Origin of the sequence: Isoptericola sp. S6320L (assembly GCF_023015685.1) — a bacterium.
Lineage (GTDB): Bacteria > Actinomycetota > Actinomycetes > Actinomycetales > Cellulomonadaceae > Isoptericola > Isoptericola halotolerans_A.
This window is the reverse complement of sequence record NZ_JALKAT010000037.1, coordinates 15254-38594: the sequence shown is the minus strand read 5'-3', so window position 1 is coordinate 38594 and position 23341 is coordinate 15254. Positions and strand designations below refer to the sequence as shown.

Here is a 23341-nt window from a genome sequence, read left to right as displayed (position 1 = left end):
AGGAGAACGGCAGGGTGAGCGACGACGCCGCCCCCGTGGCGACCGTCGGGCTCTCGCTGCCGAGAACGCTCCACAGCTCCACCCGCACCGTGCCGCCGTCGAGGTCGCCGAGCTCACCCTGCGACGACGTCAGGCGCCCGGTGGCGGTGTAGGCCTCGTCACCGGGGACCGGGTCCGTCGCGAAGTACGCGTACGTCTCGGTGCGTTCGGCGTCGCCGTCACCGTCCAGGTCGTAGGTGACGCGAGCCTGCACGGCCAGCCCGATCTCGGTGCCGGCGTCGACGGCGAACGAGAAGTCCGTGCTCTGTCCGGTGTGCGTGGCCGTCAGGCCGGTCGCCTCGAACACAGCCAGCTGGTGCGGCGTGCCGTCGCGGTTCTGGCCACCGGCGCCGGCGAGCTCGAGACGTCCGTCGGCGCCTGCCGCGGCGTCGAGGGTGCCGTCCTGCCCGAGGTGTCGCACGGGCTCGAGGTCCCCGGGCTCGGGGTCCGGCGTCGGGTCCGGCGTCGGGTCGGGGTCGGGGGTGGGGCCGCCCGGCGCGCCGCCACCGGACCACTGGTGCGCGCCGGTCGCGACCGTCTTGCCGGCGGGCACCTCGACGGCCGTGCCGTCGGAGAACGTGACGGTGAGCGGTGCCGCGGTGACGTTGGCCGCCACGTACGTACGCCCGCCGTCACCGTCGAACGCTGCCGCGAGCGCGTGGTCGGCGCCGACGTCGTCCGCGACCGTCCCGAGGGAGGCCAGGTTCGCCACCCAGTGGTACGTGTGGGCGGGCGTCTCGCCCTCCTCCGGCTCGAACGACGAGGACGTCAGCAGGTCGAGCGCGCGAGCCCCGTCGCCGAGGGCCAGGTAGCTCCACAGGATGTCCTGCCACACCGTCGGCGGACCGCCGTTGACGGTCTCGAGGTGGTCGTACGCGTCCCGCACGGTGGACGGCGACCGGCCCAGGTACAGGTGCGACCCGGTGATCGGCAGGGTGTTGATGCCCTGGATCATCTCCGGCTCGGCGCTGAACCACGTGGAGTACGAACCGCCGTCGCCCCAGACCATCCCGACCACGGGGTGCTCGAACGCGTCGGGGTAGACGGTGCCGTCCACGTCGAACCAGTAGCGCTGGATCGCGGCCGCCTGCGTGGCGTACAGGTAGACGCCGGCGTCGCGCACCTCGTCGTCGCCGGTGGCCTCGCCCCACTGGACGAGCGCGCCGGCGAAGTTCATGCCCTCGGAGCTGGACTCCTGGTTGTTCCCGGCGGCGAACGCCCCGTGGCCGGAGGCCCAGTCGTGGCCGGCGTAGACGTCGAAGTCGCGCAGGTACGGGAACCGGGTCTCGTCGCGGTCGTAGCCGTTCGCGTCACGGATGAGCAGGTCGACCATCGGCCCGTAGTCGGCCGCCCACTGCGGGTCGAACCGGGCCAGGGTGGCGGCCGCGGCGATGTAGTAGCCGTAGTGGAAGTGGTGGTCGTTGAGCTCGGTGTCCGCGCCGTAGGAGGCCGGGTAGCCGATGAGCGTGCCCCAGCGGTCGTCGTAGCCGAAGACCTGCTCCGTCTTGCCCGGCGTGGCGGTGAACCAGTCGGTGAGGACGTCGCGGACGGCGTCGAGGGCTTCGTCGCGCTGGGCGGTGCGGCCGAGCTGGTCGGCGATCTCCACGATGCGGGTGGCGCGGCCGAGGGCCTTGCCGGTCCAGTAGGTGTCGGCGTTGCGCTGGTCGAGCGGATCACCGACCTCGTCGAGGTAGGCCTCCAGCGTCGCCCGGTCGCCACCGGCCGACGTCGCCACGGCCGGCAGCTCCGGCAGCACGCCGCCGTAGGGCGTGGTCGTGGTGAACTCGGTCGTGCCGGTGAGGATCGTCATGTCACCACGCGGTGAGACGTAGGTGGGTCCGGCCGGTACGCCGCCGGTGAGGTAGGCGCTCTGGTGCGGGTACAGCGCGGCGACGGTGCCGCCGTCGGAGGCCCCGGGCCAGGGTGTGGTCTCGAACGAGTAGGTGGTGCTGACCGCGCCGTCCGCGGCCTCGTACGAGTAGTCGGCGCGGGTGCCGGTGACGGGGTTGCGCCCCGCCGCGGTGTAGTCGTCGACGAGCGCGGCACGCTCGGCGTCGGCGACGTCGGGCAGGAGGGCGATCGCGAAGCGGTCGGTGCCCGCGGTGGCCGAGGTGCCGCTCACGGACCAGGAGACGCCGGTCGGGACGACGGCGAGGTAGTCGGCGCCGCCGACCCGCACGCCCAGGCGTCCCGGCTCGTCGAGCCAGACCTCCGGTGTGCCGGAGAAGGTGAGCAGCGCGTCGCCGCCGGTGGCCTCGAACCAGGCGACCGGCATGCCGTGGCCGATGGTCGCGTGCAGCGACTGGTCGCCGTCGTCCCACGTGGGCGTGACGGTCCAGTCCGTCCAGTCGGCGACGGCGACGTGCGGGGCGTCCAGCCCGACGACGCCCGCCCGCAGGTCCTCTGAGTACGGGTAGTGGTACTCGCTCACGCCGGCGCCGCTGCCGCTGATGGCGGCCTCGGTCGTGTAGGAGACGCCGAGGCCGCCCGCGGACGGCTGGTAGGAGGCCGGGTGCGCGTGCAGGGGCGCGCTGAACGAGCAGTCGAACACCTTGTACGCCAGCGACGTCCACCAGTCGTTGGTGGGCAGCGGGGTGTCGGGAGCCTCGTCGGTGACGAAGGCGCGCGGGTCGGCCTCGACGGCGTCGCACCCCTGGGGCGTGGGGCCGACGGCGTCGGTGGTGTAGCTGCCGGAGCCGACGTCGACGACGTCGGCGGTGGCCGGGGGAGCGACTGCCGTGATCGCCCCGCCGGCGATCAGGGCGAGCGCGGCGACACGGGCGGTGCGCCGGTGTCGCGCGGGTCGTGAGAACGTCATCGTTCACCTCGCGGGTCGGTCGCCTCGTCGAGCACGTTCGCCCGCGTCCCACGGCCGACGTCCTTGATCGGCCCCGAGCAGACGTGTGGAAGCGATCCCAACACCATGGCGTAGATGGGTGACACGTGCAACCTTTTGCGTGACACCGTCCGCACCTGCTCGCCGTCGAGCACGGCGACGAGGCTAGACTGTGGCGCTGGCCGGAGTGGTGGAACAGGCAGACACGCGGCATTTAGGTTGCCGTGCCCACGGGCGTGCGGGTTCAAGTCCCGCCTCCGGCACGATCGGCGGCGAGCGCTGGGCCTACCGGCCCGGCCTTGCCTGGCCGGCTCAGTCGAGCCCGAGGGCCTTTCGCAGCCGGGCCACGTGGCCGGTCGCCTTGACGTTGTACTGGGCGAGCGCGACCTTGCCGTCGGTGCCGACCACGACGGTGGAGCGGATGACGCCGACGACGGTGCGGCCGTAGTTCTTCTTCTCTCCCCAGGCGCCGTACGCCTCGAGGGCCTCGCGCTCGGGGTCCGAGGCGAGGGGGAACGTCAGGGCGTCGCGCTCGACGAACTGCGCGAGCTTGGCCGGCTCGTCGGGAGAGATGCCCACGACGGCGTAGCCGGCGCCCTGCAGCGCGGCGAGCGAGTCGCGGAAGTCGCACGCCTCGGTGGTGCAGCCGGGCGTCATGGCGGCGGGGTAGAAGTAGACCACGACGCCTCGCTCCGCCTGGAGGCGGAGCTCCTCCAGGGAGACGGCACCGCCGTCGGCGGTGGTGAGCGTGAAGTCGGGCGCGGTGTCGCCGACGGCGAGACGGGTCACGTGGTGCTCCTCGAACAGGTCTGCTGGGCCGCCCCGAGCCTAGCGTCCGCCCGGCGTGGTGCCGGTCGCGAGGTGTGCCTCGCGTAGCGTAGGGACCGTGAGCCCCGCATCATCGAGCACCGCATCCAGCACGGCATCCAGCACGGCGTCCAGCACGGCGTCCAGCACTGCGTCCGGCACCGGTCCGGCGCGACCGGCAGAGCCGCTGCCCATCCGCATGCTCCACGACCGTGTGCTCGTGGACCCGGAGACCGACCGCTCCGAGCGGCAGTCGTCGGCCGGTCTCGTCATCCCGGCGACGGCGACCGGCCCGAAGCGGCTCGCGTGGGCCACGGTGGTGGCCAAGGGGGAGCACGTGCGTCAGGTGGCCGTGGGCGACCGGGTGCTCTATGACCCCGAGGACCGTGCCGAGGTGGACCTCGGCGGCACCGACTACGTCCTGCTGCGCGAGCGGGACGTGCACGCGGTGGCGGAGCGCTCCGACGACGCGGGGACCACCGGCCTGTACCTCTGACGAGGCTGTCGTGCAGGTCACAGCCGCCCGGCCCGGATCCGGGTACCGGTCGTGCGCCCGGGCCTGGTAATGTTTCACACCGCTACGCGCCATTAGCTCAATGGGTAGAGCAGCTGACTCTTAATCAGCGGGTTCGGGGTTCGAGTCCCTGATGGCGCACCAGCGAGGACGAGGGATCGGCTGCCGCTCATCGTCCGCGCTCGCTCGCGCGCCATTAGCTCAATGGGTAGAGCAGCTGACTCTTAATCAGCGGGTTCGGGGTTCGAGTCCCTGATGGCGCACCACCGAAGGCCCTGTCGCACCAGCGGCAGGGCCTTCGTCGTCGCCGCACGGTGTCCGTCAGTGCCCGTCAGTCCGGGCGGGCGGCAGCCTCTCGCGGAACGACCCGGAGGAGGTCGCCGGGCTGGCATCCCAGCACGTCGCACACCGCCGTCAGGGTCGAGAACCGGATGGCCCGGGCGCGGTTGTTCTTGAGGACCGACAGGTTCGCGACGGTGACGCCGGCCTCCTGGGCGAGCTGGGCGAGCGTCATGCCGCGCTCCTCCAGCAGCACGTCGAGGTGGGAGACCACGCGGTGCGGCGCGGTGGGCTCCTCGGCACCGGACCGCCGGCTCACACCAGCCCCTCCAGGTCGGCGTGCATGCGGCTGCCCCGGCGCAGCACGGCGGCGATGACCCAGAGGGTCGCGGCGACGGCCAGTGCCGTGAGCGGGACGTCGACCACGCCGTTCGGCGCGGCGACGGCGGAGGCGGGCGTCGCCATGCCGAGTGCTGCCGGGCTCAGGGCGGTCAGGCGTCCCGCCGTCGTGACCGCTGCCGCGACGAGTCCGCCCGCGAGCACCACGACACCCAGGGTGGCGACCCGTCGAGGGGTGTCGCGGTGGAAGGTGTCGCCCGCGTCGACCGAGCGGACGATCCGGCGCAGCAGCACGCCGCACACCACGGCGGTGGCGCACAGGACGGCCGCCGGCGCGAAGACCAGGAGCCGCTGCACGCCGGTCGGTGCGGCGACGGTCAGGGTGGACGTGGTCGGACCGCCGACGAGCAGCGCCCCGTCGGCGGCGGGCACCTGCGCGGCGGTCCAGGACACGGCGACGACGAGGTTGTCGGCCGCGATCGACGCCACGCCGGCCGCGAGGAACCCGACGGCGGCGAGCGTGGTGAGCGTGACGACCACCGCCTCGCGGACGGACCGCCGTCGAGGGGGACGGGACGCCGTGGAGGGTTCGCCGGACCGTATCGACAATCGATGTGCTGAGGGCATAGCATCATGATAATCGATATGGCCAGGGCTTCGCGCTGCGCCACCCGACCCGAGTGAGGAACCTGCCGTGCACCCGTCGACGACCCGACCGGCGGCCCCGTCCCGCGCCGCCACCGTCGCCACCTTCGTCGGGGGTGTCGCGGCCTGCTTCGTCGCGCTGCCGCTGATCGTCGACGTCTTCAGCGACCACGGGCCCGGGGTGCTCGTCCTGCTCGCGGTGGGCCAGCTCGTCGGAGCCGTCCTCCTCGTCGGCTGGTGGCTGCGACGCCACCGGCTCGGGTGGCGGGCCGTGGGCGCCGACCGCACGAGGTGGCGTCGCGACGCGCTCCTCGGTGCCGCGACGGTCCCGCCACGTGCCCTGCTCGAGTTCGGGGTGCTCGTCCCGTTGGCCGGGGGTGCCTCGAACGCGGAGGTCCAGGAGGTCCTGCGCAACGTCGGCACGAACGGCTGGTCGCTCGCGGGTGCGCTGGTGCTCGGCATGGTCGGCGGCGGGATCGCCGAGGAGCTCTACTTCCGCGGGTTCCTCGTCGGCGGTGTCCCCCGGGCCTTCCGCGACCGTCGTCGTGCCCGCCGCGTCGCCGTCGTCGTCTCCGTGGTGCTCTTCGCCGCGCTGCACCTGCCGGCCAATGTGCCCGACGTCGTCTCGATCCTCGTGGCCGCGCTGGTCTACACGGTGCTGTTCACGGCGACGGACCGCCTCACGGCCCCGATGGTGGCGCACCTGCTCTGGAACGCCACGGCGATCGTCGGCGTGCTGGCCCTGTACGGCTGAGCGGACCACGACACGCGAGGGTTGCGCCCGTGGCGCGGGCGGGCACGATGGACTGATGATCTCCACCGAGCTGGCCACCCGTCTGCGTGACGCCGGGCTGACCTGGAAGCCTGCGGACGGCGACAGGTTCCACATCGACGCGCCGGAGCTGGCCGCGGAGGTGTTCACCGTCTCGACGCTGACCATCGAACCGCACCACTACCCGACGGGCACGGTCCTCGGCTTCAACGGGACCACCGAGTGGGCGCTGGACTCGGTGGACATCGAGGACACGCTCTGGCTCCCGCGCGAGGACCAGCTGCGTTCGCTGCTCGGCAGCACGTTCCGTTCGCTGCGGCACGACGGCGGCGGGTACGTCGTCGAGGTCGTCCTGCTCGAGCAGCCGCGGACGTTCACCGCGCCGGAGGCCGCCGACGCCTACGGGCAGGCGCTGCTCGCCCTGGTGGAGCTGTCGGTCGACTGATGCCGTGCGCCGTACCCTGGTGCGGTGCACGAGACCCCATCGCGACCCGACGACCTGCGCCCGCCGACCGAGCGGCGGCCCGGTGAGAACTTCTTCCGTCGACCGCTCAGCTACGTGCGCCGCACCGAGCGCCTCACCGTCGGTCAGCAGCGTGCCTGGGACACCCGGCGCCACCGCTACCTGATCGACGTCCCGCGCGAGCACCGTGAGCTGTCCGTCGACCCGGGCTGGACGTTCGACGCCGTCGCCGAGTTCGGCCGGGACGCCCCGCGGGTGCTGGAGATCGGCGCCGGCCTCGGTGAGTGCATCGTGCACGCCGCTGCCACGCACCCGGAGCGCGACCACGTGGCCGTCGAGGTCTACACGCCGGGCGTGGCGCAAGCGATCGTGCGAGCGGGGCACGCGGGAGCGGACCCGGCGGACGCCGGCGGTGCGCCGGGGCAGGAGCTCGGCAACCTGCGGCTCATGCAGGTCGACGCCGCCGAGCTGCTGCACCACGGGTTGCCGGAGGCCAGCCTCGAGGAGCTGTGGATCTTCTTCCCGGACCCGTGGCCCAAGCAGCGTCATCACAAGCGACGTCTGGTGACGCCGGAGCTCGCCCGGCTGGTGGCACGGGTGCTGCGCCCGGGCGGCACCTGGCGCCTGGCCACCGACTGGGCGCAGTACGGCGAGGTCATGCTGAAGGTCGGCGACGCGGCCGAGGAGTTCCGCAACGTCCACGGACCGGGTGGTCGTGCGCCCCGCTTCGAGGGCCGCGTCATGACGAGCTTCGAGCGCAAGGGGCTCGCGGCGGGGCGTGACGTGACGGACCTGGAGTTCGTGCGCGTCTGAACCGTTCCAACGGCCGGGCGGGCGGGTCCGGGCATGGGAGCGCTCCGACCCGTTGTCGAACCGTGACCCGAGTTCACCCGCTGACACCCCTGTCAGTGGTGCAGAATCCGAGGTGTCACCGCCGACGACGACGGGGCGAAATCGATGTCACGAGGGAGTGAGCACGATGAGGCGTTCACGATGGTTCGGCGTGTCAGCGGCCGTGGGCGCGGCTGCCCTGGTCCTGACCGGGTGCTCCGACGGCGGTAGCGGTGGCGGTGAGGAAGGCGGCGGGACGGAGACCGCGGCCGACGACATGACCGGGACCCGCGCCTGCGTGATCCTGCCCGACGCGGCGTCGTCACCCCGGTGGGAGAACATGGACCGCCCGGCGCTCGAGGAGGGCCTTGCCGCCGCCGGGTTCGACAGCGACATCCAGAACGCCCAGGGCGACACCAACATGTACGCGACGATCGCCGACCAGCAGCTCACGCAGGGCTGCGGCGTCATGCTGCTCGTCGACTACAACGGCGCCGCGCTGGCCGTCACCGAGAAGGCCCAGTCGCAGGGGATCCCCGTGGTCGCCTACGACCGCCCCATCGAGGGCGCCGACTACTACGTCTCGTTCGACAACGTCGAGGTCGGCAGGCTCGAGGGCCAGTCGATCGTGGACGGTCTCGAGGCCGCGGGCAAGGACCCGGCCGAGGCCACCGTGGTGTACATGGGTGGCGACCCCGCGGACGGCAACGCCGCGATGTTCCACGACGGTGCCGACGAGGTCATGTCCGCCGCCGGCATCACGCCTGCCGCCGAGCCCCCGGGCGTCTGGGACGGCGAGGAGTCGGCGACGAACTTCGAGCAGGCGCTGACGTCGCTCGGCGGCGAGGTCGACGCCGTGTGGGTCGCCAACGACACCAACGCGGCGGGCGTCATCACCGTCCTGGACAAGCAGAACCTCACGGTCCCGGTCTCCGGCCAGGACGCGTCGGTCGCGGGTCTGCAGAACGTGCTGCTGGGCAAGCAGACCGCGACGGTCTACAAGCAGGTCACGCTCGAGGCCGAGGCCGCCGTCGACACGGCCGTCGCGCTGCTCAACGGCGAGGAGCCGGAGGCCGACCAGCAGCTCGAGGACGGCACGCCGTACATCGCGGTCACCCCCGTCCTGGTGGGCCCGGAGGAGGTGGCGACCGTCATCGAGAACGGCGACGCCGAGGCCTCCGAGGTGTGCCAGGGCGAGGTCGCCGAGAAGTGCGACGAGCAGGGCATCGACTACTGATCCGTCGACCGTCCGGGACCTCGCGTCGTGCCGCTCGGCACGACGCGAGGTCCCGTCCACCCACAGGAGGGACCACGGCATGAGCGACGCGCCGATCATCGAGCTGCAGGACGTGCGCAAGAGCTTCGGGCCGGTCAGCGTGCTGCAGGGCATCGACTTCCGGGCCTACCCGGGCAAGGTCACCGCGCTCGTCGGTGACAACGGAGCGGGCAAGTCCACGCTCATCAAGGGGCTGGCGGGCGTCCAGCCGTACGACAGCGGGACCGTGATGTTCGACGGCGAGCGGGTCGAGCTGCAGAGCCCGCGCGACGCCGCGCGCCTCGGCATCGAGGTGGTGTACCAGGACCTGGCGCTGTGCGACAACCTCGACATCGTGCAGAACATGTTCCTGGGCCGCGAGGAGATGTCCCACGGCACCCTCGACGAGGGTGTGATGGAGAAGGACGCCTCGGACGCCCTGCGGTCGCTGTCGGTGCGCACCATGACGTCGGTCCGGCAGAAGGTCGCCTCGCTCTCCGGAGGGCAGCGGCAGACGGTCGCGATCGCGCGTGCCGTGCTGAAGAAGGCCCGGGTGGTGATCCTCGACGAGCCGACGGCGGCCCTCGGGGTCGCGCAGACCGCGCAGGTGCTCTCCCTGGTCGAGCGGCTCGCGCACCAGGGCGTCGCGGTCATCATCATCAGCCACAACCTCCAGGACGTGTTCGAGGTCGCCGACTACGTCGCCCCGCTGTACCTCGGCCACCTGGTGGCGGAGGTCCCGATCGCGGAGACGTCGTACGACGACGTGGTCGGTTACATCACCGGCAGCAAGACCTACGCAGGAGCGGAGACCTCGGCATGACCGACACCCAGACCACGGCGTCCGGTCCGGACGCCGTGCTGATCGCCTCCGGCGTCGAGGGCGGGGTGCGCGACCAGGTGCGCGCCTGGTGGGACCGCGTGCGTGGCGGGGAGATGGGTGCGCTGCCGGCCTCCGCCGGGATCGTCGTCCTGACCGTGCTGTTCACGTTCCTCAGCCCGTTCTTCCTCACCGAGCGCAACTTCGCGAACCTGCTCACGCAGGCGGCCACGCTCGTCATGCTGGCGATGGCGCTCACCTTCGTGCTGCTCCTGGGCGAGATCGACCTGTCCGCCGGGGTGACGTCCGGCATGACGATGGCGCTGTTCGTCGTGCTCGACAACGTGTTCGCCGTCGCCTGGCCGATCGCGCTGCTCGCCGCGTTCGGGGCGGGGCTCGCGACCGGGCTCTTCATCGGGTTCTTCGTGGCGCGGGTCGGGATCCCGTCGTTCGTCGTCACCCTGGGTCTCTTCCTCGGGTTCCAGGGGCTCGCGCTGACCATCATCGGCGACGGCGGCCTGTACCGGTTGCAGGTCCGGGAGATCCTCGCGATCCAGAACTCGAACATGCCGGTCTGGGGCGGCTGGCTGATGCTCGTGGTGATCCTGGGCGTCGTGGCGGCGACCTCGGTCCTGGACCGCCGACGTCGCACCCGGGCCGGGGTCCCGAACCGCACCGTCACGCTGGTGTGGGTCAAGCTCGCCGTGGTGCTGGTCGTGGGCGGGGCCGTCGTCGCCGTGCTCAGCCAGAACCGCTCGGCCTCGCCGGCCGCGATCGTCGCCGGGGTGCCCGTGGTGGTCCCGATCGTGCTGACCATCCTGTGGCTCGGCACGTTCCTGCTGGACCGGACCCGGTTCGGCCGGTACGTCTACTCGGTGGGTGGCAACGCCGAGGCCGCACGCCGCGCCGGCATCAACGTCCGGATGATCCGGTGGTCCGGGTTCGTGCTCTGCTCGACCCTGGCCGTCGTCTCGGGGCTGCTGTCGATCAGCAAGGTGGGCTCGGTCGACGCCGCGGCCGGGCGCGAGATCGTGCTGTCGGGCGTCGCGGCGGCCGTCGTCGGCGGGGTGTCGCTGTTCGGCGGGCGCGGCCGGCTGCTGCACGCCGCCGTCGGCGCGCTGGTCATCGCCATCATCACCAACGGGCTCGGCCTGCTCAACCTGCCGGCCGGCGTCAACTTCATGGTCACGGGCAGCGTGCTGGTCCTCGCGGCGACCGTCGACGCGGTCTCGAGGTCGCGGGCGTCGGGCACCGTGCGGCGGAACTGAGCCGCCGCCCGTCAGTCGTCCAGCCCGCGCGCCCGCAGCGCCTCGCCGAGCGCGTCGGCGCGCCGCAGCGAGCCCACGACGAGCGGCACGGCGAACGCCCGGACGTCGTGCTCGCGCCCGCGGGCCCGGCGGGCGTCGCGCACGGTGCCGGCGAGGTCCGCGAGCACGGGCACCGAGCGCACCGCGAGGGCGAGCACGAGCGCGGCCCGTTCGGCGTCGACCCCGACCCGGCGCAGCGGGCCGAGCGCGCGCTCGAGCGCGGCGAGCAGGTGCGACGTGGGCGTGGTGAGGGTGACGAGCCCCGCCAGGGCGACGAGCGCCACGAGCCGGGTGGTCAGCACCGCGGCGGCGAGCGGGCCGAGCGTGGCCCACTGCACCGCGACGACGCACGGGACGAACCAGCGCAGCGGCCGCACCTGCGACCACAGCGCGCGCGGCCCCAGCCCGGCGACGGCGTAGAGCACCAGCACGCCGGCGACGGCGGCACCCGCCGCGGCCGGCGAGCGCACCGCGAGCAGCGCGAGCGAGCATGCCGCGAGCCCGATCAGCTTGGGGCCGGCACCCAGGCGGTGCAGCGGGCTCACGCCATCAACCGGCGGTAGGCGGGCACCGCTGCGGCGGGGACGTCGTCGACCACCACGCGGCCACCGTCGACCACCAGGACGCGGTCGTAGCCGGCCACGAGGTCCAGGTCGTGGGTCACCAGCACCACGTGCTGGTCCAGCCCTGCGAGGCGGTCGGCGACGGCCCGGGTGTTGCGCAGGTCGAGCAGCGTGGTCGGCTCGTCGGCCACGACGAGCCGGGGCGCGGTGACCAGCACGCTCGTCAGGGCCAGGAGCTGCTTCTGCCCGCCCGAGAGCAGGTGCGCCGGGTGGTCGGCGTGGTCGGCGAGGCCGTGCCGGTGGAGCTCCGCGGCCACCCGGGTCCCTACCTCGGCCTTCGACAGCCCCGAACGGCGCAGGGAGTAGGCGACGTCCTCCGCGACGGTCGGCATGATGATCTGCGCGTCGGGGTCGGTGAACACGAACCCGACGCGCCGCCGCACCTCGCGGCCGCGCCGGCGCGTGTCCAGGCCGTCCACGAGCACCCGGCCCGACGTCGGCACGACGAGCCCGTTGAGCAGCCGGGCCAGCGTCGACTTGCCCGACCCGTTCGCCCCGATGACGGCGACCCGGCGCTCGGTGAGCCGCAGCGTGACGCCGCGCAGCACCTCCCGGTCGCCGTGGCGCACGTGCACGGCGTCCAGCACCACCTCGGTCACCGGACCACCTCGACCAGCAGCGCGACGCCGAGCCCGCCGGCCGCAGCCGCCGTCGCCAGGCCGAGGGTGCCGGCCGGGGCGCCGGCGGTGACCAGACGGGCGAACAGTCGCACCACCGCGACCGCACCGCTCGCCCCGAACGGGTGGCCGAGGCCGAGCGTGCCGCCGTCGGCGTTCCAGCGCGGGTCGTCGGCCGCGCCCAGGTCGTCGGTGACCGCGAGCGCCTGCACGGCGAACGCCTCGACCAGCTCGACCGCCGCGACGTCGTCGAGCGCGACGCCGGCGCGGGCGCAGACCGCCCGCACGGCGGCGACCGGGCCGAGCATCGGCCGGGACGGGTCGGCGGCGCAGGTGGCGACGGCACGCACCCGCAGGCCCGGGACCCCGTCCGGCACCACCGCCACCGCCGCCGCGCCGTCACCGACCGGGGCGGCGGACGCCGCCGTCACCGAGCCGCCGGCCACGAACGCGCCGGGCAGGCGGTCGAGCAGCGGCGGGTCGAGGCGCCGGGCGTGCTCGTCCCGGTCGAGGGCGCCGACGGCTACGGTCTCGGTGGCGAAGCGTCCGGCCGCGGGCGCCGTGCGCACCCGCTCGTGGGAGCGCACGGCCCAGGCGTGCTGGCGTGCGCGGCTGGTCCCGCGGTCGCGGGCGAGCCGGTCGGCCGCCACCCCGAGCCCGGGGTCGGCCCACGGCGGGGGCGCGAAGGACGCACGGTCGTAGGCGAGCACGCCGCGCGCGCGGGCGGGCGCGCGCGATCCGCTCTCCACCCCGCCGGCGAGCACGGCGGCCGCCTGCCCGGCGTCGACGAGCGCGGCACCCACCGCGACCGCGGCCAGCCCCGAGGCGCACTGCCGGTCGACGGTGACCCCGGGCGCCGTCAGCCCGGCGGCGAGCGCCGCCCGCCGGGCCACGTTGCCGCCGTGGCCGGCCGCGTTGCCGAGCACGACGTCGTCCACGGCGTGCAGGCCGGCGTCTCGCGCCGCGGCGGTCAGCACGGCGGCGGCGAGCGTCGTCTCGTCGACCCGGCGGTGACCGCGGCCCGTCACCCCGATCCAGGTGCGGCGGGCGGCGACGACGACGCTCACCGCAGCACCCCGAGGTCGCCGACGCGTGCCGTCGGGTCCGTGCCGGCGACCGAGGCCCCGAGCGCGGCGCGGGCGATCTTGCCGTCCGGTGTCCTCGGCAGCGCGTCGAGCCGGTACCAGCGACGCGGCCGCTGGGCGGGGGCGAGGGTGGCGCGGGCCACGCGCTCGAGGTGCGACCGCAGCCCGGGGCGGTCGTCGGCCTCGACCACGGCGACCACGACGGCGCCGAGCCGGCGGTGCGGCGCACCGGCCACGACGACGTCGCGCACGCCGGGCACGGGACGCAGCGCCGCCTCGACGTCCTCGGGCACGACGGTCGCTCCGGCGGTCAGCACGGCCCCGTCGCCGCGCCCGCGCAGCACCAGGGGCCCGCTGCCGGGGCCGAGCAGCGCCGGGGCGTCCGTGCCGACCGCGTCCGCGCCGTCGGGCAGCTCGGCGAGGTCGCCGACGGTGGCCCACGCGCCGTCCCGCCGCAGCGGTCCGCGCGCGCCCGCGAGGTACCCCTGCGACACCCACGGCGAGCGCACCCACACCTCGCCGAGGCTCGTGCCGGGCTGGGGCCGCACCGCGACGTCGACGCCGGGGAACGGGCGCAGACCGTCGCCGGTGTCGACGGCGACGAAGCTCAGCTCGACCGCCCCGTAGTACGCGACCAGGGTGAGGCCGTGCGCGGCGGCGCGCGCCCGCTGGACGGGATCGAGTCCCGCGCCGCCGACCACGGCGGTCCGCAGCCGCGACGGCATGCCGGCGTCCAGGGCGTCGAGCACGTCGTCCAGCCGGGAGGGCACCAGGTGGGCGACGTCGCTCGCCGCGAGCGCCGCCGTCGTCGCCGTTGGCCCCGGTGCCAGCAGGGCGCACGCGCCGACCGCGAGCGTGTGGACCGCGGCGAAGCAGTGCAGCGAGCTGGCCAACGACCCGGTGACGAGCACCGTGTCGGCGGCGCCCGTGCCCGTCAGGCGGCTGACGTGGTCGAACGACCGGGTCCAGGACCCGCGGGTGCGGACCACGGCCCGGGGGCGGCCGGTGCTGCCGGAGGAGAACCCGGCCCAGGCGAGGTCGGCGTCGTCGGGCGCCGGACCGACGCCGGGCGCACCGACCGCGCCTTTCTCGGGACCGTCCGCACGAGCGTCCGCGCCCGGTGCGGCGCGCGGCAGCGGGACGTGGACGATGGCGGCGGGCGTCAGGGCGCGTAGCACCTCGGCGCGCTGGTGCACCGGCCAGGCGGGGTCGGCCACCAGGCCGGTGCCGCCGACGAGGTCGACCGCGAGGAGACCGACGAGGGCGTCGACGGGGTCGTGCAGCAGCAGCGCGACGAGGTCGCCGGGGCGGGTGCCGGTGGCGGCGAGGTGCTCGGCGCCGGCGCGCACGTCGGCAGCCAGCTCGGCGTACGTGCGGCGGCGCGTGTCGTGGCGCAGGGCGGCGCGGCCGCTGGCGGCACCGGCCCCGTGGCGCAGGACGTGGTGGGCGACGGGCACCCTCAGCCCTCCCGCGTGCGGTGCCGCAGCGCCGCGGGGTAGGCGCGGGTCACAGCGACCGTGATGCCGGCGCAGGCGACCGCCTTGAGGACGTCGCCGGGCAGGAACGCCAGCGACAGCCAGGCGGTCTGCGGCAGCGGGACGCCGGTGACGAGCGCCTGGACGGGCAGGCCGAACGCGTACACCACGCCGACGCCGCCGACCAGCGCCGCGACGAGCACCCCGGTGAACGTGACCCGGCGGAGCCGCTCGACCATCAGGCCCACGACGAACGCCCCCGCGACGAAGCCCGCCAGGTACCCGGCGGAGGGCCCGACGAAGACGCCGAGCCCGCCACGGCCCCCGGCGAGCAGCGGCAGCCCGGCGGCGGCCAGCGCCAGCAGGGTGAGCACCGCCAGGGCACCGCGGCGGGCTCCGAGCACGGCCCCCGCGAGCATCACCCCGAGGGTCTGCAGGGTGATCGGGACGGCGTTGCCGAACAGGCTCAGCGAGCCCGGCAGTCCCAGCACGGCGATCAGGGCGGCGAACGTGGCGACCCGCGCGGCGTCGGCGGCGTCCAGCGCCCGGCGGTCGCCGCGCACGGTCCGCGTGGCGCCGGCGGGGGGCTCGGTGGCCTCGGTCATGGTGCTCCTCGGTCAGGGTCCGGGGTGGTCGGGTACCACTCTGGCGGTCGGGTGGCCGCAGGGCGCGGGGTGCCGCGCCCACCCGCGCGGCGCCGTCGTGCACGAATCCCACAAGCGGTTGCGGGATCCGCCAAACCCGCCGCGGCACGGCTGGCGGGAGTGGCCATGGTGCCGACGCGGTGGCGCGGACGGTCCAGGCACGCGACGATGCCCGCATGGATCAGACGTACGACGTGATCGTCATCGGTGCCGGACCTGTCGGGGAGAACGCGGCGGGCCGGGCCTCCGCCACGGGGCTCTCGGTCGCGGTCGTGGAGGCGGAGCTCGTGGGCGGGGAGTGCTCCTACTGGGCCTGCATCCCGTCCAAGACGCTGCTGCGGCCCGGTGCGGTCCGTGCGGCCGCCCGTGCGACGCCCGGCGTGGCCGACCCCGGACCGCTCGACGCCGCCGCCGTCCTGGCCTGGCGTGACCGGATGACGGGCGAGGGCGACGACTCGGGCCAGGAGAAGTGGCTCGAGTCGGTCGGGGTCGCGCTGGTGCGTGGCCACGGTCGGCTGGTGGGGGAGCGCACGGTCGAGGTCACCCCGGAGCCCGGACCCGTGCACGACGGCGGCACGCACCTCCTGCACGCCCGGTGCGCCGTCATCGTGGCCACGGGCAGCGCACCGGTGCTCCCGCCGGTCCCGGGGCTCGTGGCGGCGAACCCGTGGACGTCGCGCGAGGCCACGGCCGCCGAGCAGGTGCCCGAGTCGCTCGTGATCCTCGGCGGTGGTGTGGTCGGCTGCGAGATGGCGACCGCCTACGCCGACCTGGGTTCGCGCGTCACCCTCGTGGCCCGCAGCGGGCTGCTGAGCGGGGCCGAGCGGTTCGCCGGCGACGCCGTGACCGACGCGCTGCGGGAGGCGGGCGTCGACGTCCGGCTCGGTGCCGAGGTGACCGAGGTGTCGCGTCCCGAGGTCGGCGGCCCGGTGACGGTGACGGTCGAGGACGGCCGGGGGACGGAGCAGGTGACGGCCGCCGAGCTGCTCGTCGCGACCGGACGACGGCCCCGCACGGGCGACGCGGGCCTGGACAGCGTGGGTCTGGCCACCGACGCTCCGCTGACCACGGACGACTCGATGGCCGTGGAGGGTGCCTCCCGCGCGGCCGGCGGGCGACCCTGGCTGTTCGCCTGCGGTGACGTCACCGGCCGTGTCGCGATGACCCACCAGGGCAAGTACGAGGGCAGGGTCGCCGGGGACGTCGTCGCCACCCTGTACGGCCCCGACAACGGCGGCTCCGAGCTCCCGCCGCCGGGCAGCCGCGCCTGGACCCGGTACGCCGCCAGCGCGGACCACGGCGCCCAGACGCAGGTGGTCTTCACCCGCCCGCAGGTGGCGTCGGTGGGACCGACCGAGGCCGAGGCGCGCGAGTCCGGCCTGCCGGTGCGCGCCGTCGCCTACGACCTGTCCGCCGTCGCCGGCGCGGGCGTCACGTCGCCCGAGTACGGCGGCCGGGCGCAGGTGCTGGTGGACACCGAGCGCGAGGTGATCGTCGGTGCCACGTTCGTGGGCCCCGACGCGGGCGAGATGCTCCACGCGGCCACGATCGCCGTCGTCGGCGAGGTGCCGCTGGGGCGTCTCTGGCACGCCGTGCCCGCCTTCCCCACCGTCTCGGAGGTGTGGCTGCGGTTCGGCGAGGAGTACGGGCTGTGAGGCCCAGCGGTTAGGCTCTGGGCCGTGACCACGACGACGAAGCGAGTCGGACTCGCCACCTGCTCCGTCCTGCCCGACCTCGACGCCGACGACCGCCCGCTCGTCCCCGCCCTCGCCGCCCGCGGCGTCACCGCGGAACCCGTGGTGTGGGACGACCCGGACGTCGACTGGGCGGACTACGACCTCGTCGTCGTGCGCTCGACCTACGACTACTCGCCCCGGCGCGACCGGTTCGTCGAGTGGGCACGCTCCGTGCCGCGCCTGGCCAACAGCGCCGACGTCCTGGCGTGGAACACCGACAAGACCTACCTGAAGGCGCTCGACGCCGCCGGTGTCCCTGTCATCCCGACCATCTGGCTCGACCCGGAGCGGCACCTGTCGAAGCGCGCCATCCACACCCGCATGCCGGCCTTCGGCGACTTCGTCGTCAAGCCCGTCGTCTCCGCAGGGGCCAAGGACACGGGCCGCTACCAGCCGGTCAGCTCGGCGTCGCGGGCTCTGGCGATCCAGCACGCCAAGTCGCTGCTCGACGACGGGCGTGCCGTCATGATCCAGCCGTACGTGACCAGCGTGGACACCCAGGGCGAGACCTGCCTCATCTTCGTCGACGGCGAGGTCCGGCACTCGGTGCGCAAGAACGCCCTGCTGACCGGGCCGAGCCGTCCCACCCAGGGCCTCTACGCCCGCGAGAAGATGCGGCCGGTCGACGCCACCGAGGCGGAGGTCGAGGTGGCCCGCCGGGCGCTCGCCGTCGCGCACGAGCAGCTCGAGGTGGGCCGGCCCTTCCTCTACGCCCGGGTGGACCTGGTCGGTGGCGAGGAGTCGCCCACCGTCATCGAGCTGGAGCTCACGGAGCCCTCGCTGTGGCTCAAGCACGACGGCGGCGCCGGGACCGCGGGGGCGCTGGCGGACGCGATCGTCGCCCGCCTGGGCTGAGCCCGCGGTCCCGGGCTGCTCAGGCCAGCCCGTTCTCCGCGAGCCAGTCCGCGGCGATGTCCTCGCTGGAGCGCTGCTCCTCGGTGGACTGCACGTTGAGGTCCACCAGACCCTCGGGCGTGAGGGCGGCGCTGATCGGGTCGATGACGGAGGCGACCTCGTCGGCCACGTCCTCGCTGACCAGCGGCACCACGTTGGAGGCGAGGAACAGGCCCTCGGGGTCCTCCAGCGTGACCAGGCCCTCGGTCTGGATGCGCGGGTCGGCGCTGAACACGTTCGCCACGTTGACGGTGCCCGCCACGAGGTCCTGCACCGTGGTGTCACCGGTCGCCTCGAACGACACGTCGACGCCGTAGACGTCGGCCAGCCCCTGCGGGCCGTACGGGCGCTCCTCGAGCTCGGCGGGGCCGCCGACGACGATCTCCTCCTCGACGTCCGCGAGGTCCCCGATGGTGGTCAGTCCGTTGGCCTCGGCGAACTCGGACGCGACGTTGTAGGAGTCCTGGTCGGTCGCGGCCGACTGGTCGAGGACCGCCAGGGAGTCCGGCAGGGCTTCCTGGAGCGCGCCGTAGACGTCGTCGGTCGACGTCGCGGTGGTCTCCGGGTCGAAGTACTGCAGCAGGTTGCCGGTGTACTCGGGGAACACCTGCACCTCGCCGTTCTCCAGCGCCGGCATGTAGGCGTCCCGCTGGCCGATGGAGAAGTTCCGCTCGACGGTGAAGCCGTCGGCCTCCAGCGCCTGGGCGTAGATCTCCGCGATGATCTCGTTGGAGTAGTACGCCTGCGAGCCGACGACGATCGTGTCGGACGCCATGGTCTCCTCGCCGCCACCGGTGTCCTGCTCCAGCGGGTCGGAGTCACCGCCGCAGGCCGTGAGGGTGAGCAGCGCGGCGGCTGCTCCGGCGACGAGGGCGGTGGTGCGTCGGGTCGTTCGCATGAACTTGCCTTTCGTGGGCTTCGAGGGAGGGGGAGGGAAGGGGGAAGTCAGCTCTCGCGAGCGCGCCGCGCGGAGACACCCGCCGGCACGACGAGCCGTTCGAGGATCGCGAAGACGGCGTCGAGAACGACGGCGAGCACCACGATGACGAGCGCCGCACCGAGGATCTGCGCGAAGTCGCGGATCTGGATGCCCTGGACGATGTAGAAGCCCAGACCCCAGCTCCCGACGTATCCGGCGAGCGTCACCGTGGCGACCACCTGGAGGGTGGCCGACCGCAGTCCGCCGATCAGCAGCGGCAACCCGAGGGGGACCTCGACCTTGCGCAGCACCTGCGTGGACGTCATACCCACCGAGCGGGCACCGTCGACCACACGCCGGTCGACCGCCTCGACGCCCGCGTAGGCGCCGGCGAGGATCGGTGGGATCGCCAGCAGCACGAACGCCGTGGTGGAGGCGCCGACCTTGTGGGTGACCCCCAGGACGAGCACGAGCAGCAGGACGAGTCCGAACGACGGCACCGCCCGCGCCGCGCCCGACAACGCCACCGCCACCTCGCGGCCCCGACCGGTGTGGCCGATGAGCCAGCCCAGGGGCACGGCGATCGCGGCGGCAAGGACGACGGAGACGAACGTGAACGCCAGGTGCGTCCAGATCGCCTCGGACAGCGGCAACGAGCCGGTCTGCCGGTCGGGGGAGAAGATCCAGGCGAAGGCTTCGGCGAAGAGGTTCATCACGCCCCCTTCCGTGACCACGGCATCAGGGCCCTGCCCACCAGGACCAGGAGCGCGTCGACCAGCAGAGCGATGACGACGACGGCGACCACGCCCGCCAGGATCTCGGGGACGATCTGACGCTGGTAGCCGTTGGTGAAGAGGTAGCCCAGGTTGTCGATGCCGATGAGGATGCCGACGGTGGCCAGGGAGATGGTGGACACGGCGGTGACCCGCAGGCCGGCCAGGACGACGGGGCCGGCGAGGGGCAGGTCGACCTGCCAGAACTGTCGCCAGCTGCCGTAGCCGACGGCGATCGCCGCCTGCCGGACGGACGGCTCGACCGAGGCCAGCGCGTCGGCGACGAACCGCGTCATGATGGCCACGGCGTAGATCGTCAGCGCGATGATCAGGTTGATCTCGCTGAGGAAGCTGATGCCCAGCAGCGGGGGCAGGAGGGCGAACAGGGCGAGCGACGGGATGGTGTAGAGCAGGCCGACGAGCGTCAGGACCAGGCCCCGCGTGAGCCGGAACCTGAACGCGAGCCAGCCCGCCGGGATGGACGCGAGGAACCCGAGCAGGATGGGCAGCGCACTCTGTCGCAGGTGCTCCACGGTGAGGCGGCCGATCAGGTCGAGGTTGTCCAGGACCCAGCTCATGCGCCGTCCTCGACGAGGACCCCCTGCGTGCGGCCGGCGCCGTCGACGAGCACGGTCCCGCGCTCCGTCTGCTTCGTGTGCAGGGCACGTGCGCCGCGCTCCGCCCCGATGAAGCTGGCCACGAACTCGCTGGCAGGGTTCTCGATGATCTCGCTCGGCGAGCCGATCTGGGCCACCTGGGCGCCCTTCTCCAGGATCACGACCTGGTCGCCCAGCAGGAACGCCTCGTCGATGTCGTGCGTGACGAACACGACCGTCTTGTGCAGCTCCTGCTGCAGGCGGAGGGTCTCGGTCTGCAGCTCGGCGCGCACGATCGGGTCGACGGCGCCGAACGGCTCGTCCATGAGCAGGATGTTCGGGTCGGCCGCGAGCGCCCGGGCGACGCCGACCCGCTGCTGCTGTCCGCCGGAGAGCTGGCTCGGGTAGCGCTCGGCCAGCGCGCGGTCCAGGCCCACGGTGTCCAGGAGCTCGAGCGCACGGTCGCGCGCCTGGCGGCGCGGCGTGCCCTCCAGCCGCAGGACCGTCGTGACGTTGTCGACCACCTTGTGGTGGGGGAGCAGGCCGCCGTTCTGCAGCACGTACCCGATGCTGCGCCGCAGCTGCACGGCGTCCCGGTCGAGGATCGACTCGCCGTCGATCTCGATGACGCCCGACGTCGGGTCGACCATCCGGTTGATCATCCGCAGCAGTGTCGTCTTGCCGCAGCCCGACGACCCGACGAACACGGTCGTGGTGTGCGGCGGGATGACCAGGTCGAAGTCCACGACGGCATGGGTGCCGTCCGGGTACGTCTTGGTCACCGAGCGGAACTCGATCATGGGCTGTGCCTCCGGGCGGGGGGTTCGACGTCCTACCCGACCACAATCCTGCCCGAGGCGCGAGAGCACCCGCCGGTGCGGCGGGACATCGACGACCTGCGTCGGAGCCCGGCGCGGTCACGACGGCGTCAGGGGCGTCGTACCGCCTCGACGAGATGGCGTGTGGAGTGCGCCACGAACGGCTCGCCCCGGCGGAACAGCTCGTCGAGACGTTCCAGCGCCGGGCGGTGCTCGTCCGCGGAGAACCCGGGGACCCACCACGGGCACTTGCGCAGCAGCCAGACGACGGCGCCGACGTCGAACAGCTCCATCCGGCAGCGGGCGGTCCGCAGGTCCACGACCCGGAGGCCGGCGGCCTCGGCCGCGGCGACCTCGGTGTCCGGGTGACGGTCCCGCCGGCTCTCGGGCTGCGGCCCCAGGAAGTGCTCGACGAGCTCGAACGCGGAGCCGGGGCCGACGTGCTGGGCGAGGTAGCGGCCGCCCGGGGCCAGCACGCGAGCGATCTCGGGCCAGTCCGGCCGGACCGGGTGCCGGGCGGTCACGAGGTCGAACGAGCCGGCGGGGAACGGGAGCGGCCCGTCCGCCTCGGACCTGACGACGCGGACCCCGCGCGGCTCCAGCCGCTGCCGGGCGCGCTCGGCGTTCGGCGCCCACGACTCGGTGACGGTCATCCGGGGCGGCAGCACCGGTGCCTCCGCGACGACCTCGCCACCTCCGGTGTCGATGTCCAGGGCGGACCGGGAGGAGGCCAGGCGGTCGGCGAGGAGCCGGGCGTACCCCCAGGGCGGCCGTTCCTCCGTCGCCCGGCCGTCGAGCCACTCGAAGCCCCAGCCGGTGACGTCGGCCGCTTCCGCCTCGGCCACGAGGTCGTCCAGTGCGCGCATGGCGGCATTGTCGACGGTGCGGGCCGGGGACGCCCAGCGCTTTTGGGCCGTGGCGGGCCCACGACGAGAACGAGGCCCGACCGTGGCTCACGGAAGTTCCGCGAGCCGCGATCGGGCCTCGTGCGATGGGGTGGCTAACCGGGCTTGAACCGGCGACCTCCTGGACCACAACCAGGCGCTCTACCGACTGAGCTATAGCCACCATGGCTTCGACAGACGAATGACAACGAGTGCCTCAGCCGTCGAAAAGTGTACATGCTCCGCCGGGCGATCAGGACATCGCCGGACGGGTCGTGACCGACGTCTCCTTGATGCGCTCGGCGACCGCGCGTGCCGACTTCGTGTCGGGGCCGGGCTGCGGGACGAAGAGCGCCTCGCGGTAGTAGCGCAGCTCGTCGATGGACTCCAGGATGTCCGCCAGCGCGCGGTGGCCGCCGTTCTTCTGCGGCGAGGCGAAGTAGACCCGCGGGTACCAGCGCCGCGCCAGCTCCTTGACCGAGGAGACGTCGACGATCCGGTAGTGCAGGTGCCCCACCAGCTCGCTCATGTCCCGCTCGAGGAACATCTTGTCCGTGCCGACCGAGTTGCCCGCCAGGGGAGCCTTGCCGGTCTCGGGGACGTGCTCGCGGACGTAGGCCAGCACCTGCGCCTCGGCGTCGGCCAGCGTCGTGCCGGCGTCGAGCTCCGTCAGCAACCCGGAGGTGGTGTGCATCTGGCGCACGAAGTCGTTCATCTGCTCGAGCGCCTGCGCCGGTGGCCGCACGACGACGTCGACCCCCTCGCCCAGGACGTTCAGCTCGGAGTCGGTCACGACGGCGGCCACCTCGACGAGCGCGTCGGCGCGCAGGTCGAGGCCGGTCATCTCGCAGTCGATCCACACGATGCGGTCGTTCGGGTTGCTCGGGCTCACGAGAGCCAGCCTACGTTCTGCCGCCCACGTCCGGGGCCCGCCGGGCGGGCGGTGACGCACAGAGCCCCGGCGGTCGCGACGCGGTGGTCGTGACGGCCGGGGCTCTCGGCGCCGGGCTGCGGTGCGGTCATGCGACTCCCCACCCCCGGGCGGTACCGGCGGCGGTGAGTCGCAGCCGCAGACGACGGCGGTGCCGACGGGGCAGCCGGCCGTCCTGCGAGGACGGTGCGCCGGCCTGGGCCTCGCGCTGCCGACGCATCTGTCGGGCACGCTCGGCCTCGGCGAGGCGCTGTTGGTGGATGGCGCGCGCGACGGCGTGCGCTTCGATCGGGTGCATCGTTCGTTCCTTCGTGACGTGGGTTCGTCGGTCCGGGCCAGGGACCACCCGACCGTCCGGCATCTGGCCGGACGGGCGTCACCGCGGTGTGCTCCGAGCATGCACCCGGGCCCTGACGGGATGCACGGCTTTTTCGCTGGT

26 protein-coding genes and 4 tRNA genes are annotated in these 23341 nt (G+C 73.7%); 12 read left to right on the top strand and 18 right to left on the bottom strand.

Annotated elements, in window-relative coordinates; genetic code table 11:
• A partial coding sequence (locus MWU57_RS15785) for a glycosyl hydrolase (RefSeq protein ID WP_246910465.1) occupies positions 1-2857 on the bottom strand: 2857 nt, incomplete at its 3' end.
• Between the two features lie 199 nt (positions 2858-3056).
• On the opposite strand from MWU57_RS15785, the gene MWU57_RS15780 reads away from it, so the two are divergent.
• Positions 3057-3138 (top strand) — tRNA-Leu (locus MWU57_RS15780).
• Positions 3139-3187: 49 nt separating this feature from the next.
• Here MWU57_RS15780 and MWU57_RS15775 read toward each other — a convergent pair.
• The gene (locus MWU57_RS15775; protein WP_106266587.1) at positions 3188-3664 is read right to left on the bottom strand and encodes a peroxiredoxin; all 477 of its coding nucleotides are present in this window, start codon (positions 3662-3664) and stop codon (positions 3188-3190) included.
• A 39-nt stretch (positions 3665-3703) separates the two neighbouring features.
• Positions 3704-3883, bottom strand: a complete 180-nt coding sequence (locus MWU57_RS15770) for a hypothetical protein (protein WP_246910463.1) — start codon at positions 3881-3883, stop codon at positions 3704-3706.
• On the opposite strand from MWU57_RS15770, the gene MWU57_RS15765 reads away from it, so the two are divergent.
• From MWU57_RS15765 to MWU57_RS15755, 3 genes are all read left to right on the top strand, one after another.
• Positions 3882-4178: a co-chaperone GroES gene (locus MWU57_RS15765; RefSeq protein WP_106266586.1), complete on the top strand. Its 297-nt coding sequence runs from the start codon at positions 3882-3884 to the stop codon at positions 4176-4178. The genes MWU57_RS15770 and MWU57_RS15765 overlap by 2 nt on opposite strands.
• A gap of 86 nt (positions 4179-4264) precedes the next feature.
• Positions 4265-4340: transfer RNA gene (locus MWU57_RS15760), tRNA-Lys, on the top strand.
• A gap of 46 nt (positions 4341-4386) precedes the next feature.
• Positions 4387-4462: transfer RNA gene (locus MWU57_RS15755), tRNA-Lys, on the top strand.
• Positions 4463-4527: 65 nt separating this feature from the next.
• On the opposite strand, the gene MWU57_RS15750 is transcribed toward MWU57_RS15755, so the two are convergent.
• Together MWU57_RS15750 and MWU57_RS15745 are read right to left on the bottom strand one after the other, a co-directional pair.
• Positions 4528-4794: a helix-turn-helix transcriptional regulator gene (locus tag MWU57_RS15750; RefSeq protein WP_258176897.1), complete on the bottom strand. Its 267-nt coding sequence runs from the start codon at positions 4792-4794 to the stop codon at positions 4528-4530.
• Complete coding sequence (locus MWU57_RS15745) at positions 4791-5441, bottom strand: DUF2975 domain-containing protein (protein ID WP_106266584.1); 651 nt, start codon at positions 5439-5441, stop codon at positions 4791-4793. Before MWU57_RS15745 ends, MWU57_RS15750 begins: the two co-directional genes overlap by 4 nt.
• 67 nt (positions 5442-5508) lie before the next feature.
• Between MWU57_RS15745 and MWU57_RS18500 the strand changes: the two genes are divergently transcribed.
• The 6 genes from MWU57_RS18500 (at position 5509) to MWU57_RS15715 (ending at position 10868) form a co-directional block, all read left to right on the top strand.
• Complete coding sequence (locus MWU57_RS18500) at positions 5509-6213, top strand: CPBP family intramembrane glutamic endopeptidase (protein WP_246910461.1); 705 nt, start codon at positions 5509-5511, stop codon at positions 6211-6213.
• Positions 6214-6268: 55 nt separating this feature from the next.
• Positions 6269-6676: a pilus assembly protein CpaE gene (locus MWU57_RS15735; RefSeq protein WP_106266582.1), complete on the top strand. Its 408-nt coding sequence runs from the start codon at positions 6269-6271 to the stop codon at positions 6674-6676.
• A gap of 24 nt (positions 6677-6700) precedes the next feature.
• The gene (gene trmB, locus MWU57_RS15730; protein ID WP_246910459.1) at positions 6701-7507 is read left to right on the top strand and encodes a tRNA (guanosine(46)-N7)-methyltransferase TrmB; all 807 of its coding nucleotides are present in this window, start codon (positions 6701-6703) and stop codon (positions 7505-7507) included.
• A gap of 166 nt (positions 7508-7673) precedes the next feature.
• Positions 7674-8762 carry a sugar ABC transporter substrate-binding protein gene (locus tag MWU57_RS15725; protein WP_246910458.1) on the top strand — a complete coding sequence of 363 codons (1089 nt, stop codon included), beginning with the start codon at positions 7674-7676 and terminating at the stop codon, positions 8760-8762.
• Between the two features lie 79 nt (positions 8763-8841).
• Positions 8842-9603 carry an ATP-binding cassette domain-containing protein gene (locus tag MWU57_RS15720; protein WP_106266576.1) on the top strand — a complete coding sequence of 254 codons (762 nt, stop codon included), beginning with the start codon at positions 8842-8844 and terminating at the stop codon, positions 9601-9603.
• A complete protein-coding gene (locus tag MWU57_RS15715) occupies positions 9600-10868 on the top strand; it encodes a sugar ABC transporter permease (protein ID WP_106266575.1) in 1269 nt (422 codons plus the stop codon). The genes MWU57_RS15720 and MWU57_RS15715 overlap by 4 nt, the downstream gene beginning before the upstream one ends.
• A gap of 11 nt (positions 10869-10879) precedes the next feature.
• Here the strand turns inward: MWU57_RS15715 and MWU57_RS15710 are convergent, their stop codons facing one another.
• The 5 genes from MWU57_RS15710 to MWU57_RS15690 are packed head-to-tail and all read right to left on the bottom strand — an operon-like array spanning position 10880 to position 15312.
• Positions 10880-11452, bottom strand: a complete 573-nt coding sequence (locus tag MWU57_RS15710) for an energy-coupling factor transporter transmembrane protein EcfT (RefSeq protein ID WP_246910456.1) — start codon at positions 11450-11452, stop codon at positions 10880-10882.
• Entirely contained in the window at positions 11449-12129 is a 681-nt protein-coding gene (locus MWU57_RS15705) for an energy-coupling factor ABC transporter ATP-binding protein (protein WP_246910454.1), read from the bottom strand. The genes MWU57_RS15710 and MWU57_RS15705 overlap by 4 nt, the downstream gene beginning before the upstream one ends.
• A complete protein-coding gene (locus MWU57_RS15700) occupies positions 12126-13214 on the bottom strand; it encodes a beta-ketoacyl synthase N-terminal-like domain-containing protein (protein ID WP_246910452.1) in 1089 nt (362 codons plus the stop codon). The genes MWU57_RS15705 and MWU57_RS15700 overlap by 4 nt, the downstream gene beginning before the upstream one ends.
• Positions 13211-14689: a class I adenylate-forming enzyme family protein gene (locus MWU57_RS15695; protein WP_246910449.1), complete on the bottom strand. Its 1479-nt coding sequence runs from the start codon at positions 14687-14689 to the stop codon at positions 13211-13213. The genes MWU57_RS15700 and MWU57_RS15695 overlap by 4 nt, the downstream gene beginning before the upstream one ends.
• A gap of 2 nt (positions 14690-14691) precedes the next feature.
• Positions 14692-15312 (bottom strand): biotin transporter BioY, encoded by a 621-nt coding sequence (locus MWU57_RS15690; RefSeq protein WP_246910447.1) that lies wholly within the window; start codon positions 15310-15312, stop codon positions 14692-14694.
• Positions 15313-15527: 215 nt separating this feature from the next.
• Between MWU57_RS15690 and MWU57_RS15685 the strand changes: the two genes are divergently transcribed.
• Positions 15528-17006 carry an NAD(P)/FAD-dependent oxidoreductase gene (locus MWU57_RS15685; RefSeq protein ID WP_246910445.1) on the top strand — a complete coding sequence of 493 codons (1479 nt, stop codon included), beginning with the start codon at positions 15528-15530 and terminating at the stop codon, positions 17004-17006.
• Between the two features lie 24 nt (positions 17007-17030).
• Positions 17031-17942 (top strand): RimK family alpha-L-glutamate ligase, encoded by a 912-nt coding sequence (locus MWU57_RS15680; RefSeq protein WP_106266561.1) that lies wholly within the window; start codon positions 17031-17033, stop codon positions 17940-17942.
• 19 nt (positions 17943-17961) lie between these two features.
• Here the strand turns inward: MWU57_RS15680 and MWU57_RS15675 are convergent, their stop codons facing one another.
• The 8 genes from MWU57_RS15675 to MWU57_RS15640 form a co-directional block, all read right to left on the bottom strand.
• A complete protein-coding gene (locus tag MWU57_RS15675) occupies positions 17962-18879 on the bottom strand; it encodes an ABC transporter substrate-binding protein (protein ID WP_246910444.1) in 918 nt (305 codons plus the stop codon).
• Positions 18880-18926: 47 nt separating this feature from the next.
• A complete protein-coding gene (locus tag MWU57_RS15670; protein ID WP_106266557.1) occupies positions 18927-19613 on the bottom strand; it encodes an ABC transporter permease in 687 nt (228 codons plus the stop codon).
• Positions 19613-20251 (bottom strand): ABC transporter permease, encoded by a 639-nt coding sequence (locus MWU57_RS15665; RefSeq protein ID WP_106266555.1) that lies wholly within the window; start codon positions 20249-20251, stop codon positions 19613-19615. Before MWU57_RS15665 ends, MWU57_RS15670 begins: the two co-directional genes overlap by 1 nt.
• Entirely contained in the window at positions 20248-21069 is an 822-nt protein-coding gene (locus MWU57_RS15660) for an ABC transporter ATP-binding protein (protein WP_246910442.1), read from the bottom strand. Before MWU57_RS15660 ends, MWU57_RS15665 begins: the two co-directional genes overlap by 4 nt.
• Before the next feature lie 128 nt (positions 21070-21197).
• Positions 21198-21953 carry a class I SAM-dependent methyltransferase gene (locus MWU57_RS15655; protein ID WP_246910440.1) on the bottom strand — a complete coding sequence of 252 codons (756 nt, stop codon included), beginning with the start codon at positions 21951-21953 and terminating at the stop codon, positions 21198-21200.
• 126 nt (positions 21954-22079) lie between these two features.
• A tRNA-His gene (locus MWU57_RS15650) sits at positions 22080-22155 on the bottom strand.
• Between the two features lie 69 nt (positions 22156-22224).
• Positions 22225-22863 carry an oligoribonuclease gene (gene orn, locus MWU57_RS15645; RefSeq protein WP_246910438.1) on the bottom strand — a complete coding sequence of 213 codons (639 nt, stop codon included), beginning with the start codon at positions 22861-22863 and terminating at the stop codon, positions 22225-22227.
• 127 nt (positions 22864-22990) lie between these two features.
• Positions 22991-23200 (bottom strand): hypothetical protein, encoded by a 210-nt coding sequence (locus MWU57_RS15640; RefSeq protein ID WP_246910435.1) that lies wholly within the window; start codon positions 23198-23200, stop codon positions 22991-22993.
• Positions 23201-23341 lie beyond the last annotated feature (141 nt).

Excerpts from the sequence above, each read along its gene's own strand:
- MWU57_RS15675 (WP_246910444.1), bottom strand. The coding sequence starts at position 18,879 with ATGCGAACGACCCGACGCACCACCGCCCTCGTCGCCGGAGCAGCCGCC.
- MWU57_RS15670 (WP_106266557.1), bottom strand. The coding sequence starts at position 19,613 with ATGAACCTCTTCGCCGAAGCCTTCGCCTGGATCTTCTCCCCCGACCGG.
- MWU57_RS15665 (WP_106266555.1), bottom strand. The coding sequence starts at position 20,251 with ATGAGCTGGGTCCTGGACAACCTCGACCTGATCGGCCGCCTCACCGTG.
- MWU57_RS15765 (WP_106266586.1), top strand. The coding sequence starts at position 3,882 with ATGCTCCACGACCGTGTGCTCGTGGACCCGGAGACCGACCGCTCCGAG.
- MWU57_RS15690 (WP_246910447.1), bottom strand. The coding sequence starts at position 15,312 with ATGACCGAGGCCACCGAGCCCCCCGCCGGCGCCACGCGGACCGTGCGC.
- MWU57_RS15655 (WP_246910440.1), bottom strand. The coding sequence starts at position 21,953 with ATGCGCGCACTGGACGACCTCGTGGCCGAGGCGGAAGCGGCCGACGTC.
- MWU57_RS15735 (WP_106266582.1), top strand. The coding sequence starts at position 6,269 with ATGATCTCCACCGAGCTGGCCACCCGTCTGCGTGACGCCGGGCTGACC.
- MWU57_RS15770 (WP_246910463.1), bottom strand. The coding sequence starts at position 3,883 with ATGCGGATGGGCAGCGGCTCTGCCGGTCGCGCCGGACCGGTGCCGGAC.
- MWU57_RS15745 (WP_106266584.1), bottom strand. The coding sequence starts at position 5,441 with ATGCCCTCAGCACATCGATTGTCGATACGGTCCGGCGAACCCTCCACG.
- MWU57_RS15720 (WP_106266576.1), top strand. The coding sequence starts at position 8,842 with ATGAGCGACGCGCCGATCATCGAGCTGCAGGACGTGCGCAAGAGCTTC.
- MWU57_RS15685 (WP_246910445.1), top strand. The coding sequence starts at position 15,528 with ATGGATCAGACGTACGACGTGATCGTCATCGGTGCCGGACCTGTCGGG.
- MWU57_RS15725 (WP_246910458.1), top strand. The coding sequence starts at position 7,674 with ATGAGGCGTTCACGATGGTTCGGCGTGTCAGCGGCCGTGGGCGCGGCT.
- MWU57_RS15660 (WP_246910442.1), bottom strand. The coding sequence starts at position 21,069 with ATGATCGAGTTCCGCTCGGTGACCAAGACGTACCCGGACGGCACCCAT.
- MWU57_RS15640 (WP_246910435.1), bottom strand. The coding sequence starts at position 23,200 with ATGCACCCGATCGAAGCGCACGCCGTCGCGCGCGCCATCCACCAACAG.
- MWU57_RS15715 (WP_106266575.1), top strand. The coding sequence starts at position 9,600 with ATGACCGACACCCAGACCACGGCGTCCGGTCCGGACGCCGTGCTGATC.